This window comes from Actinoplanes sp. NPDC048796 (genome assembly GCF_040650035.1).
Taxonomy (GTDB): Bacteria; Actinomycetota; Actinomycetes; order Mycobacteriales; family Micromonosporaceae; genus Actinoplanes.
Genome location: NZ_JBEZGO010000001.1, coordinates 947457 through 962991, shown reverse-complemented (window position 1 = coordinate 962991; position 15535 = coordinate 947457). Strand labels below are relative to the sequence as shown.

Sequence of the window (15535 nt, the reverse complement as noted above, 5' to 3'; positions counted from 1 at the left end):
ATAGCCTCGGTGGGACAGTCCGACGTCGAAAGGGCAAACGTGCGCCGCTCTCTGCTGGCCGTCGCGGCCGCGCTCGTGGTCACCATCTCGGGCTGCACCGTGCCCTCGTTCGCCCCGGACGGGTCGGGCGACACCACGCCCGCGCCGCAGAGCACGAGCAGCGCGGCGCCGAACACGAGCGGCACCGCCTGGAAGCCCTGCCCCGAGATCCCCGACCAGCTCGTGGGCCGGGGCGCGGCCGGCATGACGTACGACTGCGCCACGGTCTCCGTCCCGCGTGACTGGTCCGATCGGGGCAACGGCCAGACGTACGCGATCGCGATGATCCGGATCCGCTCGGCCACCCAGAAACAGCGGACCGGCTCGCTGCTGATCAACCCGGGCGGCCCCGGCGGCTCCGGCATCGACACCGCGGTCTACCTGTCGTTCGGCCAGCAGTTCGGCGGCCTGCCGACCGCGATCACCGACAAGTTCGACATCATCGGCTTCGACCCGCGCGGCGTCGGCCGTTCCGATCCGGTCAAGTGCATCAGCGCCCAGGACCAGGACGCGAGCTTCGCCGCCGTGCCCGACCCGGTCAGCCAGGCCGACTTCACCAAGGTGGTCGCGCTGAACGAGAGGATCGCCGGCGACTGCGCGAAGAAATACAGCCCGGCCCAGCTGGCCACGTTCTCGACCGTGCAGGCGGCCAAGGACATGAACGCGATCCGCGACGCGGTCGGCGACGAGAAGCTCACCTACCTGGGCTATTCGTACGGCACGCTGCTCGGGGCCACGTACGCCCAGCTCTTCCCCACCAAGATCCGCGCGCTCGTGCTGGACGGCGCGGTCGACCCGAAGCAGAGCTTCATCGAGGGCTCGGAGACCCAAGCCAAGGGCTTCGAGCGCGCGTTCACGAACTTCACGAACTGGTGCAAGGCCAACACCGGCGACTGCCCGATCGCGCCGGACGCGCGAAAGGCGGTCACCGACGCGCTCAAGGCGGCCGACAAGAACCCGGTGAAGGGCGCCGACGGCCGTAACGCCACCTCCGGCTGGATCTTCGTGGCCGTGGTCTCCTCGCTCTACACCGAGACCGGCTGGACGGCGCTGGCCAAGGCGATCGGCGAACTCAAGACGGGCGACGCCGAGGGCGTCTTCGAACTGGCCGACCAGTACGCCGAGCGCAAGCCCGACGGCACGTACAGCAACCTGTTCGACGCCAACCTCGCGGTGAACTGCTCCGACACCAAGGACGCGCCGACGATCGAGGAGGTGCGCCGGCTCCAGGGCGAGTGGCGCAAGAAGTACCCGCTGTTCGGCGGCTCGATGGCGATCGGGATGCTGGCCTGCGCCGTCTGGAAGGGCGACCGTGATCCCTACCCGGCCGCGGCGGCCGTGGGCGCCCCGCCCATCGTCGTGGTCGGCACGACCGGCGACCCCGCCACCCCGTACGAGAACACCGCCGATCTGGCCTCGATGCTCGGCGTCGGGCACGTGCTGACCTGGGAGGGTGAGGGCCACACGGCCTACCCGAGCACGCCGTGCATCGTGCAGGCGGTCGACGGTTATCTCATCGATCTGAAGGTGCCGCGGGAGGGGCTGCGCTGTCCGGCGAAGTGATGCCGTCGCGCGCCGCCATCTGCTCGAGCAGGGCCCGTACGTGCCGCAGGTTCTGCTTGAGCTCCTCCTGCTCCTCGTGCCGGAAGACGTCCCGGTCGACGATGAGCTTGCTGGCGAAGTGCGCGGTGATCAGCGGGATCACGACCAGCACCATCAGCGAGATCAGCAGCCCGGCGATCACCCGGCCCTGCCACGACGCGGGCGAGATGTCGCCGTACCCGACGGTCGACGCGGTCACCACGGCCCACCAGATCGCGTCGCCCAGCGACTTGCCCTTCTCGAAAATGGAGAAGAGCGCACCGCAGACGACGATCAGGATGGCGTACGAGAGAATCAGCGTGCCCGGCGAGTTGGCCAGCCAGACGATCCCGCGATAGACCCTGAGCAGCATCTTTATGGCAGACATCGTGCCCGAGCAACGATCGGAAGGGGAGAGGCGCCTATGTTCCGGATCGCCGAGCGGGCCGACGTTCCCGCGATTCTGGCCCTGTTGGCCGATGACGAGATCAGCCGTTCGCGCGGTTTCGTGTCCGAGGACGTCGACGCGACGATCTGGGCCGCCTTCGAGCAGATCGACGCCGACCCGAACAACGAGCTGATCGTCGGCGACGACGGCGAGATCATCGCGACCTGCCAGCTCACGGTCATCCCCGGCCTCAGCCGGGGCGGGACCAAGCGGATGACCATCGAGGCGGTCCGGGTCCGGGCCGACCGTCGCGGCGGCGGCCTGGGGCGGGCCATGATGGCGTACGCGATGACGCGCGCCCGCGAGCAGGGCGCCGGCCTCATTCAGCTCGCCACCGACAAGCGCCGCACCGAGGCCCGGCGCTTCTACGAGTCGCTCGGCTTCACCGCCTCCCACGAGGGCATGAAGCTGACCCTCGGCTAGGCCCAGTTCCGGGCCAGGCGGTCGAAGACCTCCGGGTCGCTGTGCGGCGGGATCACGCAGAGCAGGTGGCCGCCCGGGGCCTTCAGCGTCACGCACTCGAGCCAGCGGCCCACCTCGACCGCGCCGAGGCCGATCAGCCGGGCCGTCTCGGCCTCGACGTCGTCGGTCTCGATGTCGAAGTGGTAGCGGGGCGCGTCGTCGACGGCCTGCACGGCCAGGTCGTGGTCGGGCAGCACACCGCGCAGCGAGATGAACTGCTCCTCGCCGGGCACGGGCTGGGCCGGTACGCCGAGCGCCTGTGACCAGAAGCCGGCGGCCTGTGGGGCCTCGTTCCGGGGCGCGTCGATCAGGAAGGTCGAGAGCCGACTGCGATGTGCCATGACCGCGTAGTCTCCCGTTCCGGACCGGTTCAATCCACAGGTTTCCCGGGCCGCGCTGTCACTGTGACGAGCGCAATCCCGGAGGTTCTTTCCGGCCCGACCCACCCTCCCAGTTGGCCTTGTTCATCTTGCTGGGCTGCACGCGGGGCGGCTCGCCCGGCATCTTCGGGTGATCGGGCGGGTAGGGCAGGTCACCCAGGCCGTCCTTCTCGTCGCGGGCCGACCACTCCAGCAGCGGGGTGATGTCGTGGGCGACGTCGTCGATAGCCGCGTGCGGGTCACCGATCGCGGCGAAACGCTTCGGCACCGTCCGCAAATCGAAGTCGTCCGGCTCCACATCGGCCAGCTCGTCCCAGGTCACGGGGGCGGAGGCGGTGGCCCGGCTGTTGGCCCGCAGCGAATAGGCGCAGGCGATCGTGCGGTCCCGCGCCATCTGGTTGTAGTCGATGAAGACCCGCTCGCCGCGCTCCTCCTTCCACCACGCCGTGGTGATCGCCTCGGGCCGGCGCCGCTCCACCTCGCGCCCCAGCGCGATCGCGGCCCGCCGCACCTGCACGAAATCCCACTGGGGCGCGATCCGCACGTAGACGTGAACGCCGCGCCCACCCGACGTCTTGGGAAAGCCCACCCAGCCCAGATCGTCGAGCACCTCCCGGATCACCCCGGCCGCAGTCCGCACGTCATCGAAGTCGGTACCCGGCTGCGGGTCGAGATCGATCCGCAGCTCATCGGGCTGATCGGCGGCCGCGGCCCGCACCGGCCACGGGTGAAACACGATCGTCCCCATCTGCGCGGCCCAGGCCACATGAGCGAGATCGACCGGGCACAGCTCCTCCGCCGTACGCATGCTGGGGAACTTGATCGTCGCCCGCTGGATCCAGTCGGGCACCCCGCGCGTCCCGATCCGCTTCTGGAAGAAGGTCTCCCCCTCGATCCCGTCGGGAAAGCGCTGCAACGTCGTCGGCCGCTCCCGCAGCGCCCGCATGATCCCGTCCCCGACGGCCAGGTAGTACTCGAAGACATCGCGCTTGGTGTATCCCTTACCCGGGAACACCACCTTGTCCGGACTGCTCAGCCGCACCGTGTGGCCGGCGATCTCATGCTCTTCCGCTGCGGCTTTCGGCATACCCCGACCCTAAGCCCTGGGTACGACACTCGCGCCCACCCGGCACGGGGAAGCCCAGCCACCCTTCAGTTTTTGGAGAACGATCTCGTCGATGCGGGCATGGTCCGGCGCGACAAGTACTACTTCGGCTTCCAGATCCGGCTCGTGCGGGACCCGGCAGAACTCAGCGTGTCCGCGGGCGAGATGGCAGTGCTCGAGCGGATGGCGCGTCGTCCTGGTCGCACCGATTTCGTCTTCCACCCAACTCGAGGCCGCGCGAAGCTCTCCGCCGGAGAGGGCGGCCTGCCCAATAAGTGCCGGGTGCGAGTCGTCGCCGTCCAGCCGCTGCTCAAGTCGGCGGAGCGGCTCGAAGAAATTCAGGCTCGGCTCTTCCCGTACCTGGGGCTGGCGATCGAAGACCTGGACGGCCGGTCGTCGACTAGTCAGGACTTGTCGGCGGCGCGGGTCAGGCGCAGCACCAGCAAGGTTCCCTCGGTCAGGAGCGTGAGCACGGTCAGGCCCGCGGCGGTTCCAAGGCCCAGCAGGGAGGTCTGGCCGAGCCAGGTGATCGCCGGTGAGGTGGAGCCGAAGGCGTCGGCCCAGTGCTGCACGCCGCTGCCCGGGGTGTCCGGGCCGCCGAGTGCGGCGACCAGGCCGATGACGAGACCGGTCCCGCAGGCCAGGGCGGCCAGGGGGGGGCGAAGTAGAGCCGGAACTCCCACGTGCTGAACCGCCACGACAGGGCCCAGAGCGCCGTGATCAGGGCGGGCGCGGTCCAGGCGAGCGGGGGCACGGACGCCACCCTGCCATATCGCCTTTTTCGAAGCGGCGACCGTGTCACCCGGTCGGGCATTGCCGGGCGGGTGATGGTGTGCGGCCTTAGGCTCGAGGTATGGACTATCAAGTATCGGTCAAGTGCGAACAAATCGCCGAGTGGTACGTGAGGGTCAAGGGGCTCGCGGACGCTCACCACGGGCATGCCACGGGCGATCATCTGAAGGCGCTCGCGGACGAGATCTACGCCGAGGTGCCGTCGGAGTGGTGGGTCAGCCAGCCGGCCCCGCTCGACAACCGGGTGCGGTCCTAGAGGACGAAGGCGTCGGTCCAGAGCTGGCGTGACCGGCCGCCCAGGGCCTCCATCAGGCCGACCGCCTGCTGGTCGGTCAGGCCCGCGACGAAGTCGACGACAGCGCGGCCGCGGGCCCGGTGGAGGCGCTCGGGGGTGCCGGGCGGCAGCTCGGCCTCGGCCAGTTCGACCAGGTCCTGCAGGCGGCGCGGGATGCGTTCCTGCTCGTCGGGGTCGGTCAGCCAGGCCGAGAGCGCCTCGACCAGGGAGGCCAGCAGCCGGCCCTGGCCGCGCTGGTGCAGGGCCAGGTCGGGGCGGGCCAGGACGAACCTGTTCTGCACGAACTTGAGGATCTGCACCTCGTGCCACTGGGCCGTGGCCAGCTGGACGTGGCCGGAGCGGACCGCGGGGTCGGCGATCGTCTGGCACGACTCGACCAGGCGGCGGGTCCAGGTGGCGGAGAACGCCGCTACCCGGGCCTCCGCCTCCAGCGAGCCGTCGAACGGGCGGGCCAGCAGGCCGTCGACCAGCTCGGCCCGGACCAGCTCGACGGCGGCCGCGAAGGCCTCGTCGTCGGCCATCCAGCCGTCCTTGCGGTGCAGCTGGCGGCGCAGCGACTCGATGGCGCCGCCGGCCCGGTTCAGGTCGGTCGACGTGCCCCAGCGCTGCCAGGCCATCAGCTCGGTGGCGACCGCGCCCTGCTGCAGGACGCCGACCCGGTGCACGTCCTCGAGGTCGTGGATGGCGTAGGCGATGTCGTCGGCGGTGTCCATGACCGAGGCCTCGACCGTCTGCTGCCAGTCGGCGACCCGGCCCGCGAACGGGGCCCGGGCCGCGCGCATGTCGTTCGCCTCGGTCGAGTAGGCGTTGAACTTCACCGAGCCGCCGTCGGGGTCGTCGGCCGGCGGGGCCGCTCCGCGCGGCGGCGGGTCCATGAAGCGCGCGGCGCCGCGGCGCGTCCACGGATATTTGAGGATCGCCGCCCGTACGGCGTTCGTCAGATTGAGCCCCAGAGTGGTCTGGCCGCGGCTCTCGGTGCTGGTGACGATGCGGTACGACTGGGCGTTGCCCTCGAAACCGTCGTTGAGGCCCAGGCGATGGCGGGCCAGCCGGTCGAGGACCCGCTCGCCGAGGTGCCCGAAGGGCGGATGGCCCAGGTCGTGGGCCAGGGCGGCCGCCTCGACCACGTCGGGGTCGCAGCCGCCCAGCTTCTCGGCCAGCGACGGGTCGACCCGGTCGGCGATGGCCCGGGCCACCTGGGCGACCTTGAGGCTGTGGGTCATCCGGTTGTGCACCAGCAGGCCGGCGCCGCCCGGGCTGATGACCTGGGTGACGCCGGCGAGCCGGGCGAAGAAGGGTGAACTGACGATCCGGTCGCGATCGACCCGGAACGGGCTCGACGCGAGGTCACCGGGGGCGACGAGACTGTCGCCGAACAGGCGCTGAGCCCGGGGATCATCCATCCCGCGAAGGTTACCTGGCCTGCAGAGCGTCCAGCGCGACGGACATGGCGGCGACCAGACGGCGGTCGACGCGCGGGTCGTGGATGGTGACGACGTACTTGTCGCGCAGGCCCCACTTCTTCACGACCGAGAAGACCGGGCGGTCCGCGATCACGAAGTCGAAGTGGTACGGCAGCCAGGACAGGCTGTCGACGAAGCGGCGCAGGACGGCCACCCACACGTTGGTCTCGCGGCCGATCATCTCGCCGAAGCCGGGCTGCTCGAGGTGCCACGTCGAGCGCAGCAGCGACTCCTTGAAGTTCTTGCGGAACAGCCCGATCGGGGCGCCGTTCGCGTCGACCACGTCGTAGGTGGCGCCCAGGTCGATCACCTGGCGGGCCTTGAAGCCGAGCACCGGCACCGACTTGGTGTCGTCGCTGTAGAGGGTGACCTGCTCCTTGAACGCCATCCGCTTCTGCTGAGCGAACGCGAGCATGCCGGCCTCTTGGCCGTCGGGGGTGACGGCGTGGATCTCGTATTGGTTGACCATCAGCCGGACGCGCTGACGGACGATCAGCTGCTGCTGAGTTTGAAGGGTGTCGACAGTCACGGCGAGAGAGTGTGTCATACCCGGCGAATACTGTGGGGAACCTGAGCACCTCGGTGGCGGCACCCCTGGCCTGGAGGTCAGACTGGGTCAATGGCGAAACGAGGACGTACGGGTTCATTGATCGCGCTGGCTCTGGGCGCGGCGGCGGTCTGGGTGGCGAAAGACATACCCCGCCAGATGGGCGCCAAGGCCAAGGGCGAGCGGCTGGCCCGCATGCAAGCCTCCCCGCAGTACGCCGACGGCAAGTTCCGTAACACCGTGCCGGCCACCGAGATCACGTTCTCCTCGATGCCGCGGCTGCTCGCCGCGACCCTGCGCGACCGCGACGGCCGCCACCCGCACCAGCCGATCCCGCTGGTCACTCCCGACCCGGGCGCCACGGCCGACGGCCTGCACGTCACCTGGTACGGGCACTCGTCGGCGCTGGTCGAGATCGAGGGCAAGCGGGTGCTGCTCGACCCGGTCTGGAGCGAACGCTGCTCGCCCTCGCGCCTGTCCGGCCCCAAACGGCTGCACGAGCCGCCGGTGGCGCTGCGTGACCTGCCGCCCCTCGACGCGGTGCTGATCTCGCACGACCACTACGACCACCTCGACATGGAGACCATCCACAACCTCGTCGACCTGCAGGCGGCGCCGTTCCTGGTCCCGCTGGGCGTCGGGGCCCACCTGGAGCGCTGGGGCGTGCCGGCCACCCGCATCGTCGAGATGGACTGGAACGACACCCACCAGGTCGCCGGTATCGAGTTCGTGGCCACCGCCGCCCGGCACTTCTCGGGCCGAGGGCTGGGCCGCGACGAGACGCTCTGGACCAGCTGGGCCATCAAGGGACCGAACCGCAAGGTCTTCTACTCGGGCGACACCGGCTACTTCCCGGGCTTCGCCCGGATCGGCGAGGAGCACGGCCCGTTCGACGTCACGCTGATCCAGGTCGGTGCGTACGGCGACGCCTGGCCCGACATCCACATGGTGCCCGAGGACGGCGTCGCCACCCACGTCGACGTCCAGGGCGCCCTGATGATTCCGGTGCACTGGGCGACGTTCAACCTGGCCCTGCACGAGTGGCCCGAGCCGGCCGACCGCGCGTGGGCCGAGGCCAAGGCCCGGGGGGTACGGCTGGCCGTCCCGCGCCCGGGCGAGCGCGTCGACGTCGACAACCCGCCGGCGGTGGACGGCTGGTGGCAGCAGATCGCGTAGCGGTCGCGCTGCTGGTGCTCGGCTACGGGGTGACGCCCGCGGGGCTCACCCCCGGCAGCCTGGCCCGGGTGCGGGCGGCGATCTCGTACGTCGAGGCCGGCGGCCGGCCGTCGCGGATCATCTTCAGCGGCGGCTGGGCGCAGGTCCGCGACGGCGCGGCCGAACCGCCGCCGGCCTGCCGCGAGGCCACGCTGATGCTGGAGGCGGCCCGCGAGGCCGGCCTGGGCGAGGTGGCCGAGCTGCGCGCGGAGTGCCGCTCGCGCAGCACGCTGGAGAACCTGCTGCACATCCAGGCCGACGGGCTGCTGGACGGGCTCGATCTGGGCCCGTCGCGGCCGCTCGGGGTGGTCACCCACGCCTGGCATCTGCCGCGCGTGCGGTACCTGGCCGGGAAGGTCCTGGGGCTGCGCGGCGGGGCCCTTCTGGGCATTCCGGCCGCCGGCTCGCCGCCGCTCGACGAGTACGGGATCAGGGCCGCGTCCCGGATCGGCTTCCTCGGCGTACGGGATCCGCAGGAGTTGCTCCGCCGCGAGCGACGGATGGTGGCGTTGTTGCGGCGCGGGGTATAGAGGCCGGCATGGTCCTGCTGCTGCCCGTATATCAGCCCTCGTCCCATCTGCCCGAATTGATCGCCCAGGCCGACGGCCCGGTCGTGGTGGTCGACGACGGCAGCACGCCGCCGGTCACCGGACTGCCCTGCACGGTGTTGCGGCACCCGCGCAACCTGGGGAAGGGCGCGGCCCTGCGTACGGGACTCCGGCATGTCGCCTCGGCTTTTCCGGGGTCGTCGGTGGTGTGCGCGGACGCGGACGGGCAGCATGACATCGCGGACATCAGGCGGGTGGCCGAACTCGTCGATCAGAGCGGCCACATGGTGCTGGGCGTGCGGCGGGTCCGGCGGATGCCGTGGCGCAGCCGGATCGGCAACGCGGTGACACGGCTGCTGTTCCGGGCCACCACCGGCCGCTCGGTGCGCGACACCCAGACCGGCCTGCGCGGATTCCCCGGCGACCTGATCCCGTGGCTGCTCACGGTGCCCGGCGACCGCTTCGAGTACGAGATGAACGTGCTCATGGAGGCGGCGCGCGAGGGCCACCCGTACTCGCAGGTGGAGATCGCCACGACGTACCTGAACGACAACGCGTCGTCCCACTTCGGCCCGGTCGGCGACGCGGTGCGCGTCTATCGGTCGCTGCTGCGTTTCTAGCCGGTGGCGACGGTGTAGGCGGCGAGGAACAGGGTGCCGAGGACCAGGAGCAGACCGACTATCAGCCGGGCGGTGCTTGCGCTTTCCCGGCGTACGGGCCGGGACCTCTGACGTGACGGCATGGCGCCAGTGTGGGGCCCGGCCAGGGTGCGGACCAGGGGATATGTGGGCGGATAGCGCCTAGCCGGGCACCAAGCTCCTGTCGTCTATCCGTCTTTGCGCCAGGGTGAACGGCACAAGCGAGACGGCCAGGTAGAGACCGCCCGCGAGCAGGAGTGCCGGGCGCGGGCCGGCGTGGTCGACGGCGAGGCCGCCCAGGAGACCGCCGAGGGGTACGCCGGCGAAGCCGATCGCCACGGCCAGGCCGAGGACGCGGCCGCGAAGGTGGGCCGGGACGCGTTCGTAGCCCAGGGCCATCAGGATCGGGTTGACGGCGGCGACCGCGAGGCCGGCGCCGAAGGCGATGGCGAGGACCGGCCAGAGGCGGCCGGTGGCGGCGAGCGCGAAGAACCGGGGCGAACCGGCGAGCAGGAAGCAGACGGCGAAGGTGGGCACCCGGGGCAGGCGGGTGGCCAGGGCCGCGTAGAGCAGCGAGCCGACGACGGCGCCGAGCCCGAAGACGCCGCCGAGCAGGCCGAGGACGGCCGGGCCGGCGCCGGACTCGCGCACCCAGACCGGGACGAAGACGATGCTGTACGCCTGGTCGGCCAGATTGGTGAAGAACAGCACGCCGACGATGAGGGCGAAGAGCTTGTCCCGGCGCAGGAACGCGAACCCGGCGGCGAGGGAGGCCAGGTAGCTCTCTCCGGGCTCGCCGGTTTTCACCGAGGTCGGACCGCAGACTCCGGCGGCGATCACCGCTGCGCCGGCGGCGAACGAGGCGGCGTCGATGGCCAGGACGGCGGCCGGGCCGATGGCGGCGACCAGGACGCCGCCGAGGGGGAGGCCGACCAGGATGGCGGCCCGGCCGATGCCGTCGAACAGGGCTGTGGCCCGGGCCATGGGGGTGTCCCCGGCGGCCTGGGGGAGCAGCGCGCGCTTGGCCGTGTTGGTGGCGCCGCCCAGGGCGCCGGCGGCCGCGACGATCGCCACCAGCGGCCCGAACGAGAGCAGGCCCAGAACGTGCAGCAGCGGGACCAGGGCGACGACGGCGGCGCTCGCCGCGTCCGACACGATCGCCACCCGCCGGGCGCCGAGGCGGTCGACGAGCGGGCCGCCGAACATCCCGGCCAGCACGAACGGCAGCGTCTGGGCGAGCGCGACGGTGCCGATCCGGGTCGCCGACCCGGTGGTGGTCAGCACCAGCCAGGGGACGGCCACGCTGGACACATGGCTGCCGGCCAGCGACACCGCCTCGGCGACCAGCAGACTCGCCAGCGGGCGCCGCATCAGCCGTCGCTCAGCGGAAGGATCTGCCGCTGCACGGCCACGCGGCCGTCCCCGTCGTCGCCGCCGTACTCGGCGACCAGGGCGGACATCCGCTCGCGCAACTCGGCGGCCCGCTCGGGACGAAGCCGCAGGATGTCGGTGCCGAGGTGGAGCGCGTCCTGCCACTCGCGCGACACGGCCGGCAGGTTGGCGATGGCGGCCTCGGTCCGCTGGAAGTCGGCCTGGGCCACGGCCCGCAGGTAGCCCTCGGCCAGCTCCCACGACTGCCGGCTCTCCTCCGGCGTCAGCACCGTGCGCCGGCGCGCGGCCCGCCACCAGCGTTCCCGGGCGGTGCCGCGCCCGGCGTCCTCGACCACGAAGCCGTACGCCGCGAGCTGCCGGAGGTGGTAGCTGGTGGCGCCGCTCGATTGCCCGAGCTGCTCGCCCAGCCGCGAGGCCGTCGACGGCCCGCGCTCGCGGAGCAGATTCAACAGCCGTACCCGCAAGGGATGGGCCAGCCCGCGCAGCGTTCGCGGGTCCAGCGCAACCGTCTCGTCGTCGTCCATCATGGATACAAAGATAAATTTGCAAAGGTTTCTTTGCAAGAGCACGGCCGATGGCCGGGGTGGCATACTGCCGCGCATGGTGTTGACGGGGGAGATCCACATCACGTACGGGATCTATCGCAAGATGGCTTTGAGTTCGTACGGTATTCGGCCCACCATCGGGCGGGCGCTGCCGCTGGCGTTCCTGGTCATCGGGGCGGTGCAGACACTGATCGCGGAGAACCCGGACCCGCCGTTTCTGCGCATGGGAGTGTTCTTCCTCGTCATCCCGGCGTTCTTCGAGCTGATGGTGCTGATCAGCTGGGCGCTGCGGCACCAGGCGTACGCCCAGCCGTTCCGGTACGAGTTCGGCGCCACCGGCATGACCGAGCGGACCGCCACCGGCCGCACCGACCTGCCGTGGACCGACGTCACCCGGGTCGACCGCTGGCCCTCCACGTGGATCATCCACTTCCGCGGCGGCCGCTACCTGCGCGTACCCCGCAAGGCGCTGGCCCCGGCCGACCGCCGGACCCTCAACGAGTTCTTCCTGGCCAACCCCGCCGTCTTCGGTTAGCGCCTCAGAGCAGGGCGGCGATCTCGGCCAGCTTCGTGATGGTGGCCCAGTTGCGTTCGGTGCCGTGCTGGTCCAGGCGGCGGGCGATCATGGCGGCGTTGACCGGGTTGCCGTGTACGCGATCGCGGTAGTCGATGTAGACCTCGCGGTCGAGCAGGCGTACGTCGTCGTGGGATTCCAGGAGCTTGGCGCGGGCGGCCGGCGGGTGGTCGGCCAGGAAGACCACCCGCAGGAACGTGGGGCGTGACGTCGCCGCGGCCGGGAACGGGTTGGCGGCGATGATCTCCATGAGGCGGGCGTGGCTGCGGACCATGACCGGCTCGTTCAGGTCGAAGCGCTCGCGCAGGACCTTGTGGATGATGGGACCGACGTCCAGGTCGGAGCGGACCACCACGTTGCCGCTCTGCAGGTGGGTTCTCGCGCCGGGCAGGCCGGCCGCCTCCAGTTCGGCGCGCAGGGCCGCCATCGGGACCTTGTTGCGGGTGCCGAGGTTGACCGCCCGCAGCAGGGCCACCCAGACCGTCATTCGCTGATCGTACGAGGTGGGCGCGGGGTCGGCGGGGCGGGCAGCTCCTCGATCGGGTCCAGCGTGAAGGTCTTCTCCTGGCCGGCGGTCAGCCGCACGTCCTCGCCCTGGTGGCGGAACTCGACGGGTGCGTGCCGGGCCGCGTACGTCACGGAATCGGGGGTGACCGCGACCGAGAGACGGCAGCCGCGCCAGCGCAGGCCGAAGGCCAGGCGGGTCAGCCGGGGCGGCAGGCGCGGCGCGAAGGACAGCCGGCCGTCGTGGTCGCGGAGGCCGCCGAAGCCCATGACCAGGGCCGTCCACGCGCCGGCGCAGGCGGCGATGTGCAGGCCGTCGCCGCCGGACTCGCCGCTGCCGCGCAGGTCGAGCAACGCCGATTCGGCCAGGTATTCGTGGGCTCGGGTCAGGTAGCCGAGTTCGGCCGCGAGCACGGCCTGGATCGGGGCCGACAGGGACGAGTCACGCACCGTGCGGGCCTCGTAGTACGCGAAGTTGCGGCGCTTCTCGTCCAGGGTGAACGCGTCGGGCCGCTTCATCATCGCCAGTACGAGGTCGGCCTGCTTGATCACCTGCTTGCGGTAGAGGTTCAGGTAGTGGTGATGGAGCATCAGCGGATACGCGTCGTCCGAAAAATCCCAGGCGGGCAGCCGGGTGAAGCCGGCCGACTGATCGTGGACCTCCCGCCGCTCGTCATAGGGCACATGGAGCCGTACGGGCGAGCCCGCGGCCCGCAGGTTCTGTTCCACCATCAGGTTCGTGTAGATGTTGTCGTCCATCAGCGCCGTGTACTCGTCGGGCCCGGTGACCCCGGCGATGTGGCCGACGTGCTCCTCGTCGAAGTAGACGACCGACTTCCACAGGCGCGCCGTCTCGTCCAGGAGCTCCTTGCCGGCCGAGCGCATGAAGTCCTCGTCGCCGGTCGCGGCGTGGTAGCGCAGCACCGCGTCGGCGATGTCGGCGTTGACGTGCAGCGCGGCCGTGCCGGCCGGCCAGTAGCCGGAGCACTCGGGGCCGCTGATCGTGCGCCACGGGAAGGCGGCGCCGTCCAGGCGCAGCTCACGGGCCCGGGCGCGGGCCTGGTCGAGGGTGCTGTGCCGCCAGCGCAGGGCCAGTCCCGCGCAGTCGGGATGGGTGTAGGTGAGCACCGGCAGCACGTACGTCTCGGTGTCCCAGAGGGTGTGCCCGTCGTAGCCGTTGCCGGTCAGGCCCTTGGCCGGGATGGGATGCGGGCCGGCCTGGGCCGCCGCCTGCAGGACGTGGAAGAGCCCGAACCGGACGGCCTGCTGGATGTCGGGGTCGCCGTCGACCTCGACGTCGGCGCCGTCCCAGAACTCGTCGAGGTAGTCGCGCTGCTCGGCCAGGAGCACGTCGAAGCCGTCGCGGGCGGCGGCGTCCCGGTCCTTCAGCGCCTGCCCGCGGAGGTCGTCCTCGTTCCAGCGGTACGCGGTGAACTTGTCGAAGCTGATCTCGCCGTGCCCGGTGGCCGTCCACCGGATCAGGTCGAGCGAGGTCACGACGGTGCCCTCGTGACCGGTATGGATCACCGCGGCGGCGACCGGCAGGCCGCTGCGGCGGGTGCGGTGAACCAGCACGTCCGGGTCGCTGGAGACGCTGCGGAAGGGCGTCGTGATGATCGCGCTGGCCCGCGGGTCGTCGCGTTCCGCGGGCAGGGCCTCGTTGACCACCAGATCGGATTCGACGGTCAGGGGCGCGTCGGCTCGCACGGTGTAGCGGACGGCGGTCACCGAGGGGCGTGGGAACGAGACCAGCCGTACGCTGCGTACCCGCACCTCCACTCCGGAGGGTGAGGTCCATTCGACCTCGCGGGTCAGCGTGCCGGCCCGCAGATCGAGGACCCGTTCGTGCCGGGTCAGCGTCCCCGTGCGTACGTCGAAGGGATCATCGCCGACGCGCAGCGCGATCGGCTTCGCGTTGGGCGCGTTCACCACCGTCTCGGTGCGTTCCGGGAACGCGTACCCGGCCTCGGGGTAGGTGACGTCCCGTTCCTCGAAGAGCGAGTTGAGGAAGGTGCCGGGCATCCCGCCCGCGTGCGGCTCGTCGAGGTTGCCGCGCAGGCCGACGTGGCCGTTGCCCAGCGCGAAGATCGACTCGGCCTGGCGCAGTCCGTCGTCGCCGGGCAGGGCGGTCTCGCGTACGGCCCAGGGCTCGGCCGCTCCGATCTCAGACATAGCGCAGGTCCGGCCGCCCGCTGACGTGCATGACGGTGACGCCGGAGGCCAGGGTCGCCCGGCGGCCGGCCTCCTCGTACGACCCGCCGGTGAGCAGGGTCGCGGTCAGGGCGGCCGTGAAGGAGTCGCCGCCGCCGGTGGTGTCCACCGGCTCGCCGTCGGTCAGCGGGATCGTCGCCTGGCCGTCCTTCCAGATGAGAAGGTTGCCGTCCTCCCGGGCCAGGGCGAGCAGGGACGGGCCGCCGTCGAGGACGCCGGCGTCCAGCCCGTCGGCCTCCTTCTCGTCGGCGCGCACCACATCCGCGTACGCCAGAATCGCCCGGTCTTTCACCTCGCCGTCGAGGACGACCAGCTTGCCGGCCTGATGGCCGATCCGGGCCGCGGCCAGCGCCGCCTCGAACGGCTGCTGCAACTGCACGAGTACGGCGTCGGCGCCGGCGATGACGTCCCGCGCGGCCAGCACGTCGTCCTCGGTCAGCAGCACCTCCGGCGGAAGGTGCTCGACGTAGCGGTAGTGCGACCCCGGTTCGAGAATTTCGACGATCAGGCCGGTCAGCGCGCCGCGCCGGCGCACCACCCGGCGTACGTCGATGCCGTCCTGCCGGGCCTGATCGATAAGCACGTCGCCGATCACGTCGTCGCCGGCCACCGCGACCAGCGACGGGCGCACCCCGAGCTGGGCCAGCGCGACGGCCTGGTTGGCGCCCTTGCCGCCCAGCTGCTCGCGGCGGCTGGTCGCCGCGGCCGAGGAACCGACGTCCGGGAGTTCGTCAACGGTCAATACGAGGTCGCGGGCGAGCTGTCCGATCACGGCGGCGGTTGGTGGCGTCACGCC

19 protein-coding genes are annotated in these 15535 nt (G+C 71.2%); 7 read left to right on the top strand and 12 right to left on the bottom strand.

Annotated elements, in window-relative coordinates:
- Positions 1-39 precede the first annotated feature (39 nt).
- Positions 40-1602 (top strand): alpha/beta hydrolase, encoded by a 1563-nt coding sequence (locus AB0C26_RS04550; RefSeq protein ID WP_360241413.1) that lies wholly within the window; start codon positions 40-42, stop codon positions 1600-1602.
- Here AB0C26_RS04550 and AB0C26_RS04545 read toward each other — a convergent pair.
- Entirely contained in the window at positions 1553-1993 is a 441-nt protein-coding gene (locus AB0C26_RS04545) for a potassium channel family protein (protein ID WP_360241410.1), read from the bottom strand. The two genes, AB0C26_RS04550 and AB0C26_RS04545, sit on opposite strands and share 50 nt — an antisense overlap.
- Positions 1994-2044: 51 nt before the next feature.
- On the opposite strand from AB0C26_RS04545, the gene AB0C26_RS04540 reads away from it, so the two are divergent.
- On the top strand, positions 2045-2491 hold the full coding sequence (locus AB0C26_RS04540) for a GNAT family N-acetyltransferase (protein WP_360241407.1): 447 nt from the start codon (positions 2045-2047) through the stop codon (positions 2489-2491).
- On the opposite strand, the gene AB0C26_RS04535 is transcribed toward AB0C26_RS04540, so the two are convergent.
- The 3 genes from AB0C26_RS04535 to AB0C26_RS04525 form a co-directional block, all read right to left on the bottom strand.
- A complete protein-coding gene (locus tag AB0C26_RS04535; protein WP_360241404.1) occupies positions 2488-2871 on the bottom strand; it encodes a VOC family protein in 384 nt (127 codons plus the stop codon). The two genes, AB0C26_RS04540 and AB0C26_RS04535, sit on opposite strands and share 4 nt — an antisense overlap.
- Positions 2872-2929: 58 nt before the next feature.
- Entirely contained in the window at positions 2930-3997 is a 1068-nt protein-coding gene (gene ligD / locus AB0C26_RS04530; RefSeq protein WP_360241401.1) for a non-homologous end-joining DNA ligase, read from the bottom strand.
- A 422-nt stretch (positions 3998-4419) separates the two neighbouring features.
- Positions 4420-4698: a hypothetical protein gene (locus tag AB0C26_RS04525; protein ID WP_360241398.1), complete on the bottom strand. Its 279-nt coding sequence runs from the start codon at positions 4696-4698 to the stop codon at positions 4420-4422.
- 170 nt (positions 4699-4868) lie between these two features.
- On the opposite strand from AB0C26_RS04525, the gene AB0C26_RS04520 reads away from it, so the two are divergent.
- Positions 4869-5063: a hypothetical protein gene (locus tag AB0C26_RS04520; RefSeq protein ID WP_360241395.1), complete on the top strand. Its 195-nt coding sequence runs from the start codon at positions 4869-4871 to the stop codon at positions 5061-5063.
- On the opposite strand, the gene dgt is transcribed toward AB0C26_RS04520, so the two are convergent.
- Both dgt and AB0C26_RS04510 read right to left on the bottom strand, forming a co-directional pair.
- Positions 5060-6505 (bottom strand): dGTP triphosphohydrolase, encoded by a 1446-nt coding sequence (gene dgt / locus AB0C26_RS04515; protein WP_360241392.1) that lies wholly within the window; start codon positions 6503-6505, stop codon positions 5060-5062. The two genes, AB0C26_RS04520 and dgt, sit on opposite strands and share 4 nt — an antisense overlap.
- 10 nt (positions 6506-6515) lie before the next feature.
- Complete coding sequence (locus AB0C26_RS04510) at positions 6516-7094, bottom strand: hypothetical protein (protein ID WP_360241389.1); 579 nt, start codon at positions 7092-7094, stop codon at positions 6516-6518.
- Positions 7095-7184: 90 nt separating this feature from the next.
- On the opposite strand from AB0C26_RS04510, the gene AB0C26_RS04505 reads away from it, so the two are divergent.
- The 3 genes from AB0C26_RS04505 to AB0C26_RS04495 are packed head-to-tail and all read left to right on the top strand — an operon-like array spanning position 7185 to position 9495.
- The gene (locus tag AB0C26_RS04505) at positions 7185-8288 is read left to right on the top strand and encodes an MBL fold metallo-hydrolase (protein ID WP_360241386.1); all 1104 of its coding nucleotides are present in this window, start codon (positions 7185-7187) and stop codon (positions 8286-8288) included.
- Positions 8270-8857: a YdcF family protein gene (locus AB0C26_RS04500; RefSeq protein ID WP_360241383.1), complete on the top strand. Its 588-nt coding sequence runs from the start codon at positions 8270-8272 to the stop codon at positions 8855-8857. Before AB0C26_RS04505 ends, AB0C26_RS04500 begins: the two co-directional genes overlap by 19 nt.
- 8 nt (positions 8858-8865) lie before the next feature.
- A complete protein-coding gene (locus tag AB0C26_RS04495; protein ID WP_360241380.1) occupies positions 8866-9495 on the top strand; it encodes a glycosyltransferase family 2 protein in 630 nt (209 codons plus the stop codon).
- Here the strand turns inward: AB0C26_RS04495 and AB0C26_RS04490 are convergent.
- Genes AB0C26_RS04490 through AB0C26_RS04480 form a run of 3 tightly spaced genes read right to left on the bottom strand, consistent with a single transcriptional unit; the run spans position 9492 to position 11432 of the window.
- Positions 9492-9617, bottom strand: coding sequence for a hypothetical protein (locus AB0C26_RS04490; RefSeq protein WP_360241377.1), 126 nt, complete (start codon positions 9615-9617; stop codon positions 9492-9494). The two genes, AB0C26_RS04495 and AB0C26_RS04490, sit on opposite strands and share 4 nt — an antisense overlap.
- A 58-nt stretch (positions 9618-9675) precedes the next feature.
- Complete coding sequence (locus tag AB0C26_RS04485; RefSeq protein WP_360241374.1) at positions 9676-10884, bottom strand: MFS transporter; 1209 nt, start codon at positions 10882-10884, stop codon at positions 9676-9678.
- Positions 10884-11432, bottom strand: a complete 549-nt coding sequence (locus AB0C26_RS04480) for a helix-turn-helix domain-containing protein (protein WP_360241371.1) — start codon at positions 11430-11432, stop codon at positions 10884-10886. The genes AB0C26_RS04485 and AB0C26_RS04480 overlap by 1 nt, the downstream gene beginning before the upstream one ends.
- 73 nt (positions 11433-11505) lie before the next feature.
- Between AB0C26_RS04480 and AB0C26_RS04475 the strand changes: the two genes are divergently transcribed.
- On the top strand, positions 11506-11985 hold the full coding sequence (locus tag AB0C26_RS04475; RefSeq protein WP_360241368.1) for a YcxB family protein: 480 nt from the start codon (positions 11506-11508) through the stop codon (positions 11983-11985).
- 4 nt (positions 11986-11989) lie between these two features.
- Here the strand turns inward: AB0C26_RS04475 and AB0C26_RS04470 are convergent, their stop codons facing one another.
- Genes AB0C26_RS04470 through AB0C26_RS04460 form a run of 3 tightly spaced genes read right to left on the bottom strand, consistent with a single transcriptional unit; the run spans position 11990 to position 15532 of the window.
- Positions 11990-12511 (bottom strand): DUF1697 domain-containing protein, encoded by a 522-nt coding sequence (locus AB0C26_RS04470; RefSeq protein WP_360241365.1) that lies wholly within the window; start codon positions 12509-12511, stop codon positions 11990-11992.
- Positions 12508-14700 (bottom strand): glycosyl hydrolase family 65 protein, encoded by a 2193-nt coding sequence (locus tag AB0C26_RS04465; protein ID WP_360241362.1) that lies wholly within the window; start codon positions 14698-14700, stop codon positions 12508-12510. The genes AB0C26_RS04470 and AB0C26_RS04465 overlap by 4 nt, the downstream gene beginning before the upstream one ends.
- Complete coding sequence (locus AB0C26_RS04460) at positions 14693-15532, bottom strand: PfkB family carbohydrate kinase (RefSeq protein WP_360241359.1); 840 nt, start codon at positions 15530-15532, stop codon at positions 14693-14695. The genes AB0C26_RS04465 and AB0C26_RS04460 overlap by 8 nt, the downstream gene beginning before the upstream one ends.
- Positions 15533-15535 lie beyond the last annotated feature (3 nt).

Excerpts from the sequence above, each read along its gene's own strand:
- AB0C26_RS04545 (WP_360241410.1), bottom strand. The coding sequence starts at position 1,993 with ATGCTGCTCAGGGTCTATCGCGGGATCGTCTGGCTGGCCAACTCGCCG.
- AB0C26_RS04540 (WP_360241407.1), top strand. The coding sequence starts at position 2,045 with ATGTTCCGGATCGCCGAGCGGGCCGACGTTCCCGCGATTCTGGCCCTG.
- AB0C26_RS04535 (WP_360241404.1), bottom strand. The coding sequence starts at position 2,871 with ATGGCACATCGCAGTCGGCTCTCGACCTTCCTGATCGACGCGCCCCGG.
- ligD (WP_360241401.1), bottom strand. The coding sequence starts at position 3,997 with ATGCCGAAAGCCGCAGCGGAAGAGCATGAGATCGCCGGCCACACGGTG.
- AB0C26_RS04520 (WP_360241395.1), top strand. The coding sequence starts at position 4,869 with ATGGACTATCAAGTATCGGTCAAGTGCGAACAAATCGCCGAGTGGTAC.
- dgt (WP_360241392.1), bottom strand. The coding sequence starts at position 6,505 with ATGGATGATCCCCGGGCTCAGCGCCTGTTCGGCGACAGTCTCGTCGCC.
- AB0C26_RS04505 (WP_360241386.1), top strand. The coding sequence starts at position 7,185 with ATGGCGAAACGAGGACGTACGGGTTCATTGATCGCGCTGGCTCTGGGC.
- AB0C26_RS04495 (WP_360241380.1), top strand. The coding sequence starts at position 8,866 with ATGGTCCTGCTGCTGCCCGTATATCAGCCCTCGTCCCATCTGCCCGAA.
- AB0C26_RS04490 (WP_360241377.1), bottom strand. The coding sequence starts at position 9,617 with ATGCCGTCACGTCAGAGGTCCCGGCCCGTACGCCGGGAAAGCGCAAGC.
- AB0C26_RS04485 (WP_360241374.1), bottom strand. The coding sequence starts at position 10,884 with ATGCGGCGCCCGCTGGCGAGTCTGCTGGTCGCCGAGGCGGTGTCGCTG.
- AB0C26_RS04480 (WP_360241371.1), bottom strand. The coding sequence starts at position 11,432 with ATGATGGACGACGACGAGACGGTTGCGCTGGACCCGCGAACGCTGCGC.
- AB0C26_RS04475 (WP_360241368.1), top strand. The coding sequence starts at position 11,506 with ATGGTGTTGACGGGGGAGATCCACATCACGTACGGGATCTATCGCAAG.
- AB0C26_RS04470 (WP_360241365.1), bottom strand. The coding sequence starts at position 12,511 with ATGACGGTCTGGGTGGCCCTGCTGCGGGCGGTCAACCTCGGCACCCGC.
- AB0C26_RS04465 (WP_360241362.1), bottom strand. The coding sequence starts at position 14,700 with ATGTCTGAGATCGGAGCGGCCGAGCCCTGGGCCGTACGCGAGACCGCC.